Here is a 14,031-nt window from a genome sequence, read left to right as displayed (position 1 = left end):
GAGGGTCGCGAACGAGAGCGGATCACCATGCAAAACCCTGTTAAAGAGGCCTTTTCTGTCGTCGGCCTGGCCGCTCATCTGGGCCGTGGAGCCGGCCGGGTCGTCACCGACGCCGTGGTGGGTGACCGGCTGGGGCTGCCGCGAACGGTCGAAGGAATCGATCCGGGAGTGCTCTCCAAGGTCATGGGCAGCACCGTCCGATCGGTCCGTGTCCTAAGCAGCGACGCGGGCACGTCGTCGCGGGCCCGGCTGGTACTGACCGGAAGCGGCGTGCCCGAATCGGTGTTCGTCAAGCTGTCGGCAAAGACCGCCGCCACCCGGCTGATCGGCGAACTCGGCCGGCTGGGCCACACCGAGGTGCGCTTCTACACCCAGCTCGCCCCGCAGATCAGCGGCGTGCCGCAGGCCTATGGTGCGGCCTTCGACCCGTGGACCGGCCGGTATCTGCTGGTGCTCGAGGAGCTGCCGGCCGCGTCGTGCGAATTCCCCGACACCTTGCACCCGCTGTCCGTCGACCAGGCCAGCCTCGTCGTCGAGCTGCTGGCCAACCTGCACGCCACCTTCTGGGACCGGCTGCCACGCGATGGGCGCGGTCCCCTGGGCTGGCTCTACACGCCATCGGGTGACGTCACCTCGCTGTTGACCGGCTCCCTGATGCACACGTCGATCAAGCGCCTCGCCGAGCGCACCACCATCCCTGTTGATAAAGGCGCGTTCATCGCCGACAACTACCGGGCCGTCGCCGCACTCATCGACAAACCTCCACACACGGTCATGCACGGCGACGCGCACCCCGGCAACATGTACTTCCACGGCGGCAAGGCGGGGCTGCTGGACTGGCAGGCGGTCCGGCGCGGGCACCCCTCGCGCGAACTGGCGTACACCCTGATCACCAGCCTGACGCCGGAAGACCGCCAATCGGCCCAACGCGAGCTGCTCGACGACTACCGGCGCGCGCTCGCGGCGGCCGGCGGACCCGAGCTGGATCGCGAGGAGCTGTGGCTGCGCTACCGGCAGGCCGCGCTGTACGCCTACACCGCGCCCCTGATCACCGCCGGAATGGGCGGCATGCAGGTCGAAGACATCGCGCTGGAAGGCCTGCGGCGCGGCGTCGCGGCACTCGACGACCTGGGAACCATCCCAGCATTGAGAATTTCGCTGTAACCGCCGGTCAATCCTGGTCGGAAATTCTCGCCGGATTCCCTTGCCATACCCGCGCCACGAGTTACGCTACTAACCGTAGCGTAATGCTGCGGGTCTTGCGCGTCTTCAGCCCATGGCGACGAGGAGAGTTTTCATGTTCGACCTGAAGATCATCGGGGGCACGGTCGTCGACGGCACGGGCGCGGAGCGCTATCACGCCGACGTCGCCATCAAAGACGGCGTGATCGTCGACGTGGTCCGGCGCGAAGCCAACGACCCGGTGATGGCGGGCGAGACGGCCGAAACCATCGACGCCACAGGCAAAGTGGTGGCCCCCGGCTTCGTCGACATCCACACGCACTACGACGGGCAGGTGAGCTGGGACAGCTTGCTCGAACCGTCCAGCGGCCACGGGGTGACCACCGTGGTCACCGGCAACTGCGGCGTCGGCTTTGCCCCCGTGCGACCCGGCACCGAGGAGTGGTTGATCGAGTTGATGGAGGGTGTCGAGGACATCCCCGGCACCGCGCTCACCGAGGGCATGACCTGGGGTTGGGAGACCTATCCCGAGTACCTCGACGCGATCGGCAAGCAGAAGTTCGCCATCGACGTCGGCAGCCAGGTCGCCCACGGCGCCATCCGCGCCTACGCGATGGGGGAACGCGGCGCCCGCAACGAACCGGCGACGCCCGACGACATCGCGGCGATGGGCCGACTGGTCACCGAGGCGATCGAGGCCGGGGCGCTCGGGTTTTCCACCTCCCGCACCATGGGCCACCGGGCGATGGACGGCGAACCCGTGCCCGGCACCTTCGCCGCCGAGGACGAGCTCTTCGGCCTGGGCCGCGCCATGGCGGCCGGCGGCCAGGCCGTGTTCGAGCTGGCGCCCCAGGGCGCCGCGGGTGAGGACATCATCGGCCCGAAGAAAGAACTCGACTGGATGCGGCGGTTGAGCGGGGAAATCGACCGACCGGTCTCGTTCGCGATGATCCAGGTGGACGCCGACCCCAAACTGTGGCGCGAGCAGCTGGACCTGTCCGCCGCCGCACACGCCGCCGGCAGCCGGTTGTACCCGCAGATCGCGGCGCGCCCGTTCGGCATGATGATCGGGTTCCAGGGCCACCACGGCTTCACTCATCGGCCCACCTATCGCCGGCTGAAGGCCGAGTGCAGCCGCGAGGAGCTCACCCAGCGCCTGGCGGATCCCGCCGTGAAGGCCGCGATCCTGTCCGAGGACGACCTGCCCCCGGACCCGACGCTGTTGTTCGACGGCATGTTCGCCCTGGTGCAGCATTCGCTGCAACGGCTGTACGCGCTGGGCAATCCGCCCGACTATGAACCCACCGCCGACCGGACCGTGCTGGCCATCGCCGAGGCGCGCGGCGAGGACCCGCTGTCGACGCTGTACGACCTGATGCTCGAGCGCGACGCGACGGCGATGCTGATGCTGCCGCTGTTCAACTACGCCGACGGCAACCACGACGCCATCCGCGAGATGATGCTGCATCCGGCCGGCGTGCTCGGATTGTCCGACGGCGGTGCACACTGCGGGATGATCTGCGACGCTTCGTATCCCACGTTTTTGCTGACGCACTGGGCGCGCGACCGGCAGCGCGGCGAGAAGCTGCCGCTGGAGTACGTGATCCGCAAGCAGTCCAAAGACACCGCCGAGTTGTTCGGGCTCACCGACCGCGGCACCATCGAGCGCGGCAAGAAGGCCGACATCAACGTCATTGACATGAACGCGCTGACGTTGCACCCGGCGGCGATGGCCTGGGATCTGCCGGCGGGCGGAAACCGAATCCTGCAGAGCGCCAGCGGATATGACGCGACCATCGTGAGCGGGACGGTGACCCGCCGCAAGGACGTCGACACCGGGGCCCGTCCCGGCCGGTTGGTGCGCGGGGCGCGTTAGAGCCATGACGGTCGCCGGGAACCCGACCCGCGCCCGCGACGAGGACGCGATCGGCACCCCGCCCGCGTCACCGACCCTGGTGCCCGCCGAACGGTACTACGCGCCGGCATTCGCGGCGCTGGAGATCGAGCGGATGTGGCCGAAGGTGTGGCAGCTCGCGTGCATGGTGGACCATGTGGCCGAAGCGGGCGACTATTTCGAATACCGTTGCGGCCCATACGCGGTGCTGATCGTCCGCGGCGACGACGGGGTGCTGCGCGCCTTCCAGAACGTCTGTCGCCACCGCGGCAACTCCCTGTGCGCCGGCTCGGGATCGGGGCTGCGCGAACTCAAATGCGGCTATCACGGCTGGACCTGGGACCTGGCCGGCGCGCTCAGGCGGGTGCCCAACCGCAAGGGCTTCGGTGCGCTGCGGATGTCCGACTTCCCGCTGCTGCCGGCGCGCGTGGACGTTTGGCAGGGACTGGTCTTCGTCAACCTCGACATGGACGCGATGCCGCTGCTCGACTACCTGGAGGCGGTGCCCGACGATCTGGCCTGGTGCAATCTCGGCGACTTCCGCTGCTACGCCACGCTGACCGTCGAGGTGGACGCGAACTGGAAGACCATCGCCGACGGCTACAGCGAGACCTACCACATTCAGACGCTGCATCCGGAGTTGCTGCGCTGCGTCGACGACATTCATGCACCGCAACAGATTTGGGGCCACACCGGCAAGTCCGACCAGCCCTACGGGGTGCAAAGCCCGCGGTTTGACGGTGCGTTGAGCGACGAAGAGGTTTGGGACGCTTACGTTTACACGCAGGGCGCGCTGATGGGAGCGGCCGAAGGCACGCCGTTCCCCGCCGACGAGCGCCAGCCCGGTCAGACGGTACAGGATCTGATCGCCGCACGCACCAAGGCTTTTGCCGCCGAGCGCGGGGTCGATCTGGACTGGGCCGACACCGACCGGATCACCCGGCTGCACCAGTACAACGTGTTCCCGAACATGACGCTGCTGGTGAACGCCGACCACCTGACCGTCATGTGCTCGCATCCCCGCCCGCACCCCGACGCGACCCCCGACCAGGGCGAGCTGGTGATGTTCTTGATGACGCACATGCCGCCGGGCGCACCGTACAACAAGCCGACGGATATTCGCACCACCGCCGGGGAAGCCGAACCCGGCCTGGTGATCACTCAGGACATCCGGGTGCTCGCGGGACTACAGCGCGGCGTGCACCAGCCCGGTTTCACCCATCTGGTGCTGTCCAACGAGGAGCGGCGCGTGATCAACATGCACCGCAATCTCGAGCGTTACCTCGATCTGCCCGAATCCGGACGGATGACGGGAGGCTAGAGATGGCCGACCACGAAAGTCGCGGCCTGCGCGGGCATCCCGGACTGCTGATAGGAAAGGTGGACCGGGGAGAACAGCTCGTCGTGTGACGGCAGCGTCAGGGCCGGCCCGCCCGGGGTGCACACCGGATCGCCGGGAGCGCACAAGTCGATGGCCTTCGCCCCGTACCAGTCGCTGACCACGTTGACCGGCGCCCCCAGGATTCTGTCCGACGGGTTGCCGAAGGTGGCGACCGCGGCGACGTGAGCCGCCTCGTCCGCGGTGAGTATGTCGGGGTTCAGGCCCAGAATCGGTGCTCGGCTGATGGTGGTCAGGTCGATCACGCCCGCGCCCTGGGAGTATCCGCCGAGCACCAGCTTGGTGTTGGGACAGGTCGCAACCATGTCCCGCACGTGGGCGTGCGCATCGACGGCACCGGCGGATGCGGATGGCGCGAGATCGTCGCTGGCGGGGTAGTTGACGGCATACACGCCGAGGGTCCGGCCCCCGACCTGCGAGCGCAGCGAACCGATGAACGCCTGCCCGACCCCGCCGACGCCGGGTGGCTCGTCGGTGCCGCGGGCGAACGTCACCTCAACGTCGGGACAGGGAGCAGCGAAAGCGGAGGTAGTGAAAAGCGGGTTTATCGGTAGCGCCGCGAGGGCCACTGCGGCGGCCGCCAAACGAGGGAAATAGCGTGCGTTCACGTCCTAATGCTGACATATCGCGGCCGAATCGGGCAGCCCCCCGTCAGGTGACGACAATTTCGGCGAGACGTGGTGGGAAAGACAGTGTCCACCAGCGGTTTACATTGGTACCTCAGGCAGCCCGAGCTAGGGATAGGGCCGCTTCATCATCGCCATAATGAACACCTGGTCGCCATTCTCTCGGAGCTGGAAGTTGACCAACTCCCACCTGTCCGCACCAAAGTGATTCGCTCTTTCCATCGCCCATCCCAGGACGGTGTTCTCATCGTGATGCGTACCGGTCGTGAACCAGCTGTACTCCCACCTCGTATTCATAACCCGGCAGCCTAACGGTTCGATTACCTGCGCGGATGGGTGTTGACATCTGTTGGTGTTTACCGTTTTATCGACGCATGACGCGCACGCCGGGTGACCTAGTTACGGAATTCTGCAAGCTGTGGGCGTCACCCGATCCGGAAAAGCTGGCCAGTTACTTCACCGAAGATGCTGTGTACCACAATATTCCAATGGCGGCGGTGCATGGCCGTGCGGCGATTAAGGAGTTCATCGCCGGGTTCCTGGCGGCATTCGACGGCATCGATTTCCAAATCCATCGGCAGGTCAGCAGCGACGGAATCGTGATGAACGAGCGCACCGATGTGATGCGCCGCCAGGGCGGCGAGGATATTCCGCTGCCGGTGATGGGTGTATTCGAAGTCGTTGACGGGCAGATCGCGGCATGGCGCGACTATTTCGACATGGCGGCCATCACCAGCGCGTTCGGCTAAGCGCACCCACCGCCTATTCGCGAGCCGACGACACCCACTCGGGAAACACGGATCGTCCGCCGGATACCAGCTCGTTCGTCGCGTCGAGCGCGACGAGCTGCTCGGGCGTCAGCGTCACCGACAACGAACCGAGATTCTCCTCGACCCGCTCCGGCCGCCGGGTGCCCGGGATAGGCACCGAGGCCACGCCAAGCTCGTCAGCGCGGTAGCGCAGCCACGCCAACGCCACCTGTGCGGCGGTCGCACCCTGCTCGGCAGCGATGGATTCGATGACCTCGACGACCGAAAGGTTGGCGTCCAGCGCGCCCTCGGCGAATCGCGGCATTCGGCGGCGGAAGTCAACCTCGGAGGCCAGGTCCGTCGCCGAGCGAATGGTTCCGGTTAAAAACCCTCGTCCCAAGGGCGAATACGGGACGAACCCGACACCGAGCTCCGCGGCGGCCGGCACCACGTTGCGCTCGACGTCGCGGCTCCACACCGACCATTCGCTTTGCACTGCGGCAATCGGGTGCACCGCGACCGCCGCGCGCAGCTCGTCGGCGGTGACCTCCGACAATCCCAGATGGCGCACCTTGCCGGCGCGCACCAATTCCGCCATCGCGCCGACCGTCTCCTCGATCGGCAGGCTCAGGTCGCGGCGGTGCATGTAGTACAAATCAACGACGTCGGTGTTCAGCCGCTGCAGGCTTTCGTCGATGCACTGCCGGACGTAGTCGGCATCCCCGCGGGCTTGCGGGCCGCCGGCGGCCCCGCTGGCGGCGCGACTGGCGGGGTTGCCGACGATGCCGAACTTCGTCGCGAGGGTCACCTCGTCGCGACGGTCGGCCAGCACGTTGGCGATCAGCCGCTCGTTGTCGCCGGCACCGTAGACGTTGGCGGTATCGATGAACGTCACACCGAGATCCAGGCAATGGTTCAGCGTGGCCAGCCCCGCGGCGTCGTCGGATTCGCCGTATGACTTGCTCAGCACCATCGCGCCGAATCCCATTGCGCTGACGGTCAATCCGTCGCCGAGAGTTACTGCCGCCACCATCTGTCTGCTCCTGTTCGCCGTTGAACCCGATCCCCGGGCCTCATCATCGCAGTGCCGAATCCAGGACGCGCACCATCTCCTCGCGAAACCGCTTCATCGAGGGTGCCTTGCCGTCGAGGAACACGTCGGCGGCGTGATACATCCCGGGTTCGACGTGCAGTTGGCAGTCCACCCCTGCCGCGTCGAGCCGCCGGGCGTAGGCAACATCCTCGGGATAAAAGAGGTCCAGGTCGCCGACGCCGATCCACGCGGGCGGCAGACCCGCCAGGTCCGCACGTCGTGACGCGGCGATGTACGCACGGTCGTCGTCCAGGCGGGGCGAATGCCCGAGATAGGCCGTCCAGGCGTAGGTGTTGGATCCCGGCGTCCAGGTGTATGCGCGGTCCCGCGGCGCGGCCCGCAGGGCGGTGCGGTCGTCGAGCATCGGGTAGACCAACAGCTGAAAGCAGACCGGGTTCCCGGTGTCGTGGGCGCGCTGCGCAAGCACCGCAGCAAGCCCGCCGCCGGCGCTCGCCCCCGCGACCGCGATCCGACCCGGATCAACCCCGAGCTCGCCGGCGTTGTCGCACAGCCAACGCAGCGCGGCGTGGCAGTCGTCGAGCGCGGCCGGAAACGGATGCTCAGGTGCCAGCCGATAATCGACGCTGACTACCAGTGCCCCGAGCTCGTCGGCCAGCCGAGCGCACCACGCGTGATCCTGACGCGCGGCGCCCATCACCGTGCCGCCATCGTGTATCCACAGCACCGCGCCGCTGGGCCGGGTTCGCGAGGGCGACTCGTAGCTGAACACGTCCGATCCCGCGCCGAGGGTGCGCTGCTCCATCCGGATGCCGGGTCTGACGGCGCCGCGCGGCCGCGACCACACGCGGCGCATGACGGCCAGCGCCGCCGAGCTGTTGACGCTCATTTGCAGATACAGCAGCGGGATCCGCAACTCACGAGGTATCGGCGCGAGCAGCCTGCGTCGCCTGGCAAGTCCCCCGCCGACGACGGCGATCGCCGCCAGGGTACCCAGCAGCGATGCCCGCGCAGCACCGGTTGTGAGCGTCATGGCTAGAACGTCGCCGATAATCGTCGACGCGTCAAATGTGGTCAATTGGGTGGCCTCTCACCGCTTTCGGCGAGCCGGGCGAGCTGCTCGATCCAGCGCTGGTGCTGACGCAGCATCGCCGGCCGCATGACGGGCCGGAGCAGGGCCGGAAGGAAGCCGCTCTGGGTCTCCTCGGTCACCAGCTGCCACTCAGGTGCGCCGGCCTCGAGCAGCCACGCGTGATGCGCGGTCGCGCCGAGGCCGGCACCAGTCCAGGCAAGGCGCTGATACGGCTCGAACTCGGTGATCTCGGTTGTCACCAGCGCCCCGAAGGTGATCCACGAGAATCGGCTGCCGAGCCCAAGGCGCGGCCACGGGCCGGAGCGGTGGCGGATGCGCTTGGCGTTGGCGTAGTAGCGATGCCACTGATCGGGGCGGGTCAGCCAGGCCCAGACGAGCTCGGGATCCGCGGTGGTCAAGGTTCGGTTGGCGACGTGGATCGACGCCAGGTCGGGAGCATGGGCCATCGGCCAGCGCACCGCGAGTGCCTTGTCATTGGTGGTCATCTCAGTTCCTTTCCGGGTTGGTGAGTGCGAGCACGGCATGGCCGCGCAGGCGGCGGGCGAGCAGCTGCTCGATCGCGTCCTCGGTTTGTGTCCAGTGGCCGCGAAAGCCGATCTCGGGTGTCAGCCGACCCGCTGCCACGAGATCGACCAGCGTGGACAGGTCCTCCTTGACCCGGTCGACGGGCTCGAGGTAGTGGAACTTGCGCAGCGTCGCGTTCAGTCCGCCCGACCAGTCGAAGAAGTCCAGGCTCGACGGGGTCCTGCTCGCCTGTCCGAACCAGACGAAGGTTCCCTCCGGGGTGAGCGTGCGCCAGGCGGCCTGCGTCGTGTCCCCGCCGACCGAGTCGAGCACGACCTCGAACGGACCGCGCGCGAGCCGCACGTCGGTGACGATCGCGTGCGCGCCTAGCTCGAGGAGGCGCTGGCCGCGTTCCTGACTGGACGTCACGGCGGTCACCCGCGCTCCCTGGGCGGCGGCCAGCTCGACGAAGAAATGGCCGACGCCCCCGGACGCGCCGGTCAGTAGCACGGTGCGGCCGTAGAGCGGTCCGGCTACCCGCAGCAGCCGGAGCGCGGTCAGCCCGGCGAGCGGAAGCGTCGCCGCATCGGTATGGGATACGTCATCGGGGAGCTCGACCAGCCGATCCGAGCGCACCGCCACCAGCTCGGCCCAGCCGCCCGCGTCGACGTGGGCGACGACCCGCGCTCCGACGGCCGGCCCGCTGCTGTCGGCGCACGCGGTGACCACCGTCCCCGAAATGTCCTTGCCGGGACGCCAGCCAGCGGGTTCGCGCTCGAGCAGGAACGTCTCGCCTCGGTTGAGCGAGTACGCGCTCACCGCGATAACCGCCTCGTTGACTTTCGGGGTTGGTGTCTCGACCTCGACCATCTCGATCGCCGGAGCATCGTCGCGAGCAATAGCGAATGCCTTCATGTTGGGAACCGTATGCGGCTAACTCTCCACTGGGAAGAGAGCACTAATTTGTGGTATAGGTACCTAATGAAAACCATAGGGACCACCGCCGTCCGCTGGGACGCGCTGAAGGCGCAGTGCCCGACTCGCCAGGTAATCGCCCGCATCGCCGACAAGTGGGCGATGCTCGTCATCACCGTGCTGGAAGGCGAGCAGCCCCTGCGGTTTTCCGAGCTGCGCCGTCGGATCGAGGGCGTGAGTCAGAAGATGCTCACGCAGACGCTGCGGGCACTCGAGCGCGACGGCCTCGTGACCAGGACGGTCTACCCGACCGTGCCCGTGACGGTGGAGTACCGGTTGACGCCGTTGGGGCAGAGCCTGACCGAGGCGGTCGACGCGATCCGCGGCTGGGCATACGCGCACATGTCCGAGATCGAACTCGCGCGCGACGCCTTCGACAAACTCACCGCCGCACAGCCCGTGACGACGTAACGAGCCGGCAGAGCGGCGTCGTCACGATCCGAGCTTTGCCATTCCGATGGTGAGTGAGTACTCTCTCACCTATGCCTCCAGAACCCACCCGCGGGCGTGATCGCCTGCTGGCCGAGGCGTTGCAGCTGTTCGCCGCCAAGGGGTACGCGGCCACGTCGGTGGCCGACATCCAGCGGGCATCCGGCCTCGCTCCGGGGTCGGGCGCGCTCTACAAGCACTTCGGCTCCAAACGCGAACTGCTGGAGGCCGCGGTTGCACACCGCACCGACAGCATCGTGGCCGCGCGCGAGCAATTCGACGCCGGTACGCCGGGCAGCGTCGAGCAGGCCGTGCGCACCGCGGGCGAGCTGATCTGGAGCAACCTGACCCAGAGCGAGGAACTGCTCAAGGTCATGCTGCGCGAGCCCGACGAACTCGGCGATCTCGACGAGAAGACCTGGCAGGTCATCACCGACAACGCCTACCAGCGGTTCGCCGAAGAACTGGCCGCGTCCAACCGCTCGGGCCGAACCTGCATCCCCGATCCGGAGGCGGCCGCGGCCGTGGCGATCGGGTCGTTGTCGTATGCCGCGACGCTGCGAGCGCTCACCGGCCGCACGCCCGGCAACATCGACGACGACCGCTACTTCGAGGCTTGGGTCAAGCAAACGCTCAGCGTCCTCGCGCAGTACACCGTCACCAGGGAATCTGCGAAACACTAAGCACGACAATGAATTTCAGGAGATGGAAGCTGTGACATTCTCACTACAACTCAGCGACGACGTGATCGAGGTCCGCGATTGGGTGCACCAGTTCGCGGCCGAGGTCATCCGGCCCGCCGCCGCAGAATGGGACGAGCGCGAGGAGACTCCGTGGCCGGTGATCCAGGAGGCCGCCAAGGTGGGCCTCTACTCCCCCGACTTCTTCGCGCAGCAGGCGGCCGAGCCGAGCGGGCTGGGCATGCTCACCGCGTTCGAGGAGATGTTCTGGGGTGACGCCGGCATCGCGCTGTCCATCCTGGGCACCGGGCTGGCCGCGGCGGCGTTGGCGGGCAACGGAACTCCCGAACAGATCGGCCGATTCCTGCCCGACATGTTCGGCACACCCGGCGACCCCAAGCTCGGGGCGTTCTGTTCCTCGGAGCCCGACGCAGGCTCCGACGTCGGCGCCATCCGCACTCGCGCCAGCTACGACGAGGCGGCCCGCGAGTGGGTGCTCAACGGCACCAAGACCTGGGCGACCAACGGCGGCATCGCCAACGTGCACATCGTGGTGGCCTCGGTGTATCCCGAACTCGGCGCCCGCGGTCAGGCCTCGTTCGTCATCCCGCCGGGCACCGAAGGCCTTTCTCAGGGACAGAAATTCAAGAAGCACGGGATACGCGCCTCGCACACCGCCGAGGTGGTGCTGGACAACGTCCGCCTGCCCGAGGACATGATCCTCGGCGGCCGGGAGAAGTTCGAGGCCCGCATCGCCCGGGTCAAATCCGGCGCCTCCGCCGGCGGCCAGGCGGCGATGAAGACCTTCGAGCGCACCCGGCCGACCGTCGGCGCGATGGCCGTCGGCGTGGCGCGCGCCGCCTACGAGTACGCCCTCGAATACGCCTCCCAGCGTGAGCAATTCGGCCGCAAGATCGGTGAATTCCAGGCCGTGGCGTTCAAGCTGGCCGACATGAAGAGCCGCATCGACGCGGCCCGGCTGTTGGTGTGGCGCGCCGGTTGGATGGCGCGCAACAACTTGAGCTTCGACGCGGCCGAGGGCTCGATGGCCAAGCTGGTGGCCAGCGAGACCGCGGTCTATGTCACCGACGAGGCCATCCAGATCCTGGGCGGCAACGGCTACACCCGCGACTATCCCGTGGAGCGGATGCACCGCGACGCCAAGATCTTCACCATCTTCGAGGGCACCAGCGAGATCCAGCGCCTGGTGATTTCGCGCGCGCTGACGGGCCTGCCCATCCGCTGACTCGGGCCGCCAGCCATGATGGCGGCATGACCACCGAGATCCGGGTGCTTGACAGCGAGGACGACCTGCTCGCTGCGGCCAACGTGTTTCGCACCGCCATGGTCGGGTTCCCGCCGCTCTCAAATCTGCAGCCCGGCCAGATCTTCACGCTGCTCGAACCCGGGCGCACCATCGGTGCGTTCGTCGACGAGCAGCTCGTCGGCACCGCCGACGCCGTCACCGGCGGACTGACCCTGCCCGGCGGGGCGACCGTCGGCCACGCCGCCGTGACACACATCGGGGTGCTGCCGTCGTTCACCCGCCGCGGGATCGCCACCGAGCTGGTCCGGCATCAGCTGCACGACATCGCCGCGCGCGGTGAGGTGCTCGCATCGTTGCGGGCGTCGGAGGCCACGATCTATGGGCGCTACGGCTATGGCGTCGCCAGCTCGACGCACACCGTGGAAGTGCAGACCGCGCGCGCCGCGCTGCGCCCGGGTGTGGGCGCCGGTGGCCCGGTGCGGCTGCTGGACGTGGCGCAGGCCTGGGATGTCTTGCCGCGCATCTGCTCCGAGAATCGTCCGTCCCGCGCGGGCACCGTCGATCGCGCCGCGGTGTGGTGGCAGGGCCTGCGGCTACGCACCGAAGCCTTCCCGGGCGCGTCCTACGTCGCGGTGCACGGCGAGCCCGGTGCCGAAACGGGATTCGCCCGCTACCGCCCCGTCGACACCGAGAGGTGGTTCGTCAGCGATCAGCGCACCATTGTGGTCGAGGATTTCTTCGCCCCCACCACGGACGCCTACCTCGGGCTGATGCGCTTCCTGCTCGGACTGGATCTTGTTGATCGCGTGACGTTTTGGATGCTGCCCGTCGATGACCCGCTGCCCCAGTTGCTCCTCGATCGACGCGCCGCGCGAGTCACCGCTGTGCACGACGAGACGTGGCTGCGCGTCGTCGACGCACACCAGGCGCTGGCGGCACGACGCTACCAGGGCGACGGCGCCGTCGTCATCGCCGTCAATGACCCACTGCTGCAGAATAATTCGGCCAGCTTCGGCATCACCGCGGACGGTGCTACCAAGACCGACCAAACCCCGGAACTGCACGTCGACATCGAGGGTCTCGGTGCCGTCCTGCTCGGCGGCACCACCTGGCGCGGCCTCGCGCTGGCCGGGCTGGCCCGTGCCGACGACCCGTCGACGCTGGTTACCGCCGACCGGCTGTTTGCGGTGCCCGAAGCACCCTATGCCGGGTTCTACTTCTAGACCGGGTACGCGATCCCCGTGAGTTCTTCGGAGACCGCCCACAGCCGCCGCTGCAGTTCAACGTCGTGGGACTGCGCGCTGGAGCTCACCACCTTCGGGTAACCACGTGTCTGGGCGAAGCCGTCGGGCCCGAAATACTGGCCGCCCCGCACGGCGGGGTCGGTGGCGGCGCGCAGCGTGGGCAGTGCGCCCATCGCCGCGTCCTGGAAGAACCGCGCAAGCAGGCGGTCGTAGGTCGCGACCAGCGGCCGCGGCATGTTGCGCATCAGCTCCGTGTTGGAGCCGCCCGGATGAGCCGCCGCGGCGATCGTGGTCCCGCGGGAGGCCAGCCGGCGCTGCAGCTCGTAGGTGAACAACAGGTTGGCGAGCTTGGATTGCCCGTACGCGGCGACCCGGTTATAGCCGCGTTCCCACTGCAGGTCGTCGAAATGTATTGCGGCGCGGATACGGTGGCCGATGCTGCTGACGGTGACCACCCGCGATCCGGAAACCGGCAGCAGCCGATCGAGCAGCAGGCCGGTCAACGCGAAGTGGCCCAAATGGTTTGTGCCGAACTGTAATTCGAAGCCATCCTTGGTGGTCGACTTCGGTGTATACATCACGCCGGCGTTGTTGATCAGCAGGTCGATGCGGTCGTGATTGGACCGCAGCTGTTCGGCGGCCGCCCGCACGGACGCCAGCGAGGTCAGATCGAGTTCCTGCAGCTCGACGTTGGCGCCCGCGGTCGCCTCGGTGATGCGTGCCGCGGCCTGCTTGCCCTTCTCGACATTGCGCACGGCCATAACGACGTGCGCCCCGCGGGCAGCGAGCGCGGCGGCGGTTTCGAAGCCAAGCCCGGTGTTGGCGCCGGTGACGACGGCGGTGCGGCCGGTCTGGTCGGGAATGTCGGTGACGGTCCATTTGGTCATGGCGTGCTCCTCGCTAAGATGCGTTAAACGGGGCGGGCGCTCCGTTTGACC

The 14,031-nt window shown here is 67.7% G+C and carries 14 protein-coding genes; 8 read left to right on the top strand and 6 right to left on the bottom strand.

Annotated elements, in window-relative coordinates; genetic code table 11:
- Positions 1-27: 27 nt before the first annotated feature.
- The 3 genes from G6N66_RS27285 (at position 28) to G6N66_RS27275 (ending at position 4,397) form a co-directional block, all read left to right on the top strand.
- Complete coding sequence (locus G6N66_RS27285) at positions 28-1,164, top strand: phosphotransferase (protein WP_085233963.1); 1,137 nt, start codon at positions 28-30, stop codon at positions 1,162-1,164.
- A 133-nt stretch (positions 1,165-1,297) separates the two neighbouring features.
- Entirely contained in the window at positions 1,298-3,058 is a 1,761-nt protein-coding gene (locus G6N66_RS27280) for an N-acyl-D-amino-acid deacylase family protein (RefSeq protein ID WP_085233962.1), read from the top strand.
- 4 nt (positions 3,059-3,062) lie between these two features.
- Positions 3,063-4,397 (top strand): aromatic ring-hydroxylating oxygenase subunit alpha, encoded by a 1,335-nt coding sequence (locus tag G6N66_RS27275; protein ID WP_085233961.1) that lies wholly within the window; start codon positions 3,063-3,065, stop codon positions 4,395-4,397.
- Here the strand turns inward: G6N66_RS27275 and G6N66_RS27270 are convergent.
- Entirely contained in the window at positions 4,394-5,083 is a 690-nt protein-coding gene (locus tag G6N66_RS27270) for a cutinase family protein (protein ID WP_085233960.1), read from the bottom strand. The two genes, G6N66_RS27275 and G6N66_RS27270, sit on opposite strands and share 4 nt — an antisense overlap.
- A gap of 392 nt (positions 5,084-5,475) precedes the next feature.
- Between G6N66_RS27270 and G6N66_RS27265 the strand changes: the two genes are divergently transcribed.
- Positions 5,476-5,850 (top strand): limonene-1,2-epoxide hydrolase family protein, encoded by a 375-nt coding sequence (locus tag G6N66_RS27265; protein ID WP_085233958.1) that lies wholly within the window; start codon positions 5,476-5,478, stop codon positions 5,848-5,850.
- A gap of 13 nt (positions 5,851-5,863) precedes the next feature.
- Here the strand turns inward: G6N66_RS27265 and G6N66_RS27260 are convergent, their stop codons facing one another.
- From G6N66_RS27260 to G6N66_RS27245, 4 genes are read right to left on the bottom strand one after another with little or no spacing between them, the layout of a single operon-like run.
- Positions 5,864-6,883: an aldo/keto reductase gene (locus G6N66_RS27260; RefSeq protein ID WP_085233957.1), complete on the bottom strand. Its 1,020-nt coding sequence runs from the start codon at positions 6,881-6,883 to the stop codon at positions 5,864-5,866.
- 43 nt (positions 6,884-6,926) lie between these two features.
- A complete protein-coding gene (locus tag G6N66_RS27255; protein WP_085233956.1) occupies positions 6,927-7,934 on the bottom strand; it encodes an alpha/beta hydrolase in 1,008 nt (335 codons plus the stop codon).
- A gap of 41 nt (positions 7,935-7,975) precedes the next feature.
- Positions 7,976-8,479, bottom strand: a complete 504-nt coding sequence (locus G6N66_RS27250) for an SRPBCC family protein (RefSeq protein ID WP_197747054.1) — start codon at positions 8,477-8,479, stop codon at positions 7,976-7,978.
- A gap of 1 nt (position 8,480) precedes the next feature.
- On the bottom strand, positions 8,481-9,413 hold the full coding sequence (locus G6N66_RS27245) for a zinc-binding dehydrogenase (RefSeq protein WP_085233955.1): 933 nt from the start codon (positions 9,411-9,413) through the stop codon (positions 8,481-8,483).
- Between the two features lie 66 nt (positions 9,414-9,479).
- Between G6N66_RS27245 and G6N66_RS27240 the strand changes: the two genes are divergently transcribed.
- The 4 genes from G6N66_RS27240 (at position 9,480) to G6N66_RS27225 (ending at position 13,072) form a co-directional block, all read left to right on the top strand.
- Positions 9,480-9,884 (top strand): winged helix-turn-helix transcriptional regulator, encoded by a 405-nt coding sequence (locus tag G6N66_RS27240; protein ID WP_085233954.1) that lies wholly within the window; start codon positions 9,480-9,482, stop codon positions 9,882-9,884.
- A gap of 71 nt (positions 9,885-9,955) precedes the next feature.
- Positions 9,956-10,585, top strand: a complete 630-nt coding sequence (locus G6N66_RS27235) for a TetR/AcrR family transcriptional regulator (protein WP_085233953.1) — start codon at positions 9,956-9,958, stop codon at positions 10,583-10,585.
- Positions 10,586-10,616: 31 nt separating this feature from the next.
- Positions 10,617-11,828, top strand: coding sequence for an acyl-CoA dehydrogenase family protein (locus tag G6N66_RS27230; protein ID WP_085234089.1), 1,212 nt, complete (start codon positions 10,617-10,619; stop codon positions 11,826-11,828).
- A gap of 26 nt (positions 11,829-11,854) precedes the next feature.
- Positions 11,855-13,072 carry a GNAT family N-acetyltransferase gene (locus tag G6N66_RS27225; protein WP_085233952.1) on the top strand — a complete coding sequence of 406 codons (1,218 nt, stop codon included), beginning with the start codon at positions 11,855-11,857 and terminating at the stop codon, positions 13,070-13,072.
- On the opposite strand, the gene G6N66_RS27220 is transcribed toward G6N66_RS27225, so the two are convergent.
- Positions 13,069-13,980 carry an SDR family NAD(P)-dependent oxidoreductase gene (locus tag G6N66_RS27220; protein WP_085233951.1) on the bottom strand — a complete coding sequence of 304 codons (912 nt, stop codon included), beginning with the start codon at positions 13,978-13,980 and terminating at the stop codon, positions 13,069-13,071. The two genes, G6N66_RS27225 and G6N66_RS27220, sit on opposite strands and share 4 nt — an antisense overlap.
- Positions 13,981-14,031 lie beyond the last annotated feature (51 nt).

Source organism: Mycobacterium conspicuum, assembly GCF_010730195.1.
In the GTDB taxonomy this organism is placed as follows: Bacteria; Actinomycetota; Actinomycetes; order Mycobacteriales; family Mycobacteriaceae; genus Mycobacterium; species Mycobacterium conspicuum.
This window is presented reverse-complemented; position numbering and strand designations above follow the sequence as displayed.

Coding starts and splice junctions, on each gene's coding strand:
- G6N66_RS27245 (WP_085233955.1), bottom strand. CDS start 9,413: ATGAAGGCATTCGCTATTGCTCGCGACGATGCTCCGGCGATCGAGATG.
- G6N66_RS27265 (WP_085233958.1), top strand. CDS start 5,476: ATGACGCGCACGCCGGGTGACCTAGTTACGGAATTCTGCAAGCTGTGG.
- G6N66_RS27235 (WP_085233953.1), top strand. CDS start 9,956: ATGCCTCCAGAACCCACCCGCGGGCGTGATCGCCTGCTGGCCGAGGCG.
- G6N66_RS27275 (WP_085233961.1), top strand. CDS start 3,063: ATGACGGTCGCCGGGAACCCGACCCGCGCCCGCGACGAGGACGCGATC.
- G6N66_RS27285 (WP_085233963.1), top strand. CDS start 28: ATGCAAAACCCTGTTAAAGAGGCCTTTTCTGTCGTCGGCCTGGCCGCT.
- G6N66_RS27255 (WP_085233956.1), bottom strand. CDS start 7,934: ATGACGCTCACAACCGGTGCTGCGCGGGCATCGCTGCTGGGTACCCTG.
- G6N66_RS27260 (WP_085233957.1), bottom strand. CDS start 6,883: ATGGTGGCGGCAGTAACTCTCGGCGACGGATTGACCGTCAGCGCAATG.
- G6N66_RS27240 (WP_085233954.1), top strand. CDS start 9,480: ATGAAAACCATAGGGACCACCGCCGTCCGCTGGGACGCGCTGAAGGCG.
- G6N66_RS27220 (WP_085233951.1), bottom strand. CDS start 13,980: ATGACCAAATGGACCGTCACCGACATTCCCGACCAGACCGGCCGCACC.
- G6N66_RS27280 (WP_085233962.1), top strand. CDS start 1,298: ATGTTCGACCTGAAGATCATCGGGGGCACGGTCGTCGACGGCACGGGC.
- G6N66_RS27225 (WP_085233952.1), top strand. CDS start 11,855: ATGACCACCGAGATCCGGGTGCTTGACAGCGAGGACGACCTGCTCGCT.
- G6N66_RS27250 (WP_197747054.1), bottom strand. CDS start 8,479: ATGACCACCAATGACAAGGCACTCGCGGTGCGCTGGCCGATGGCCCAT.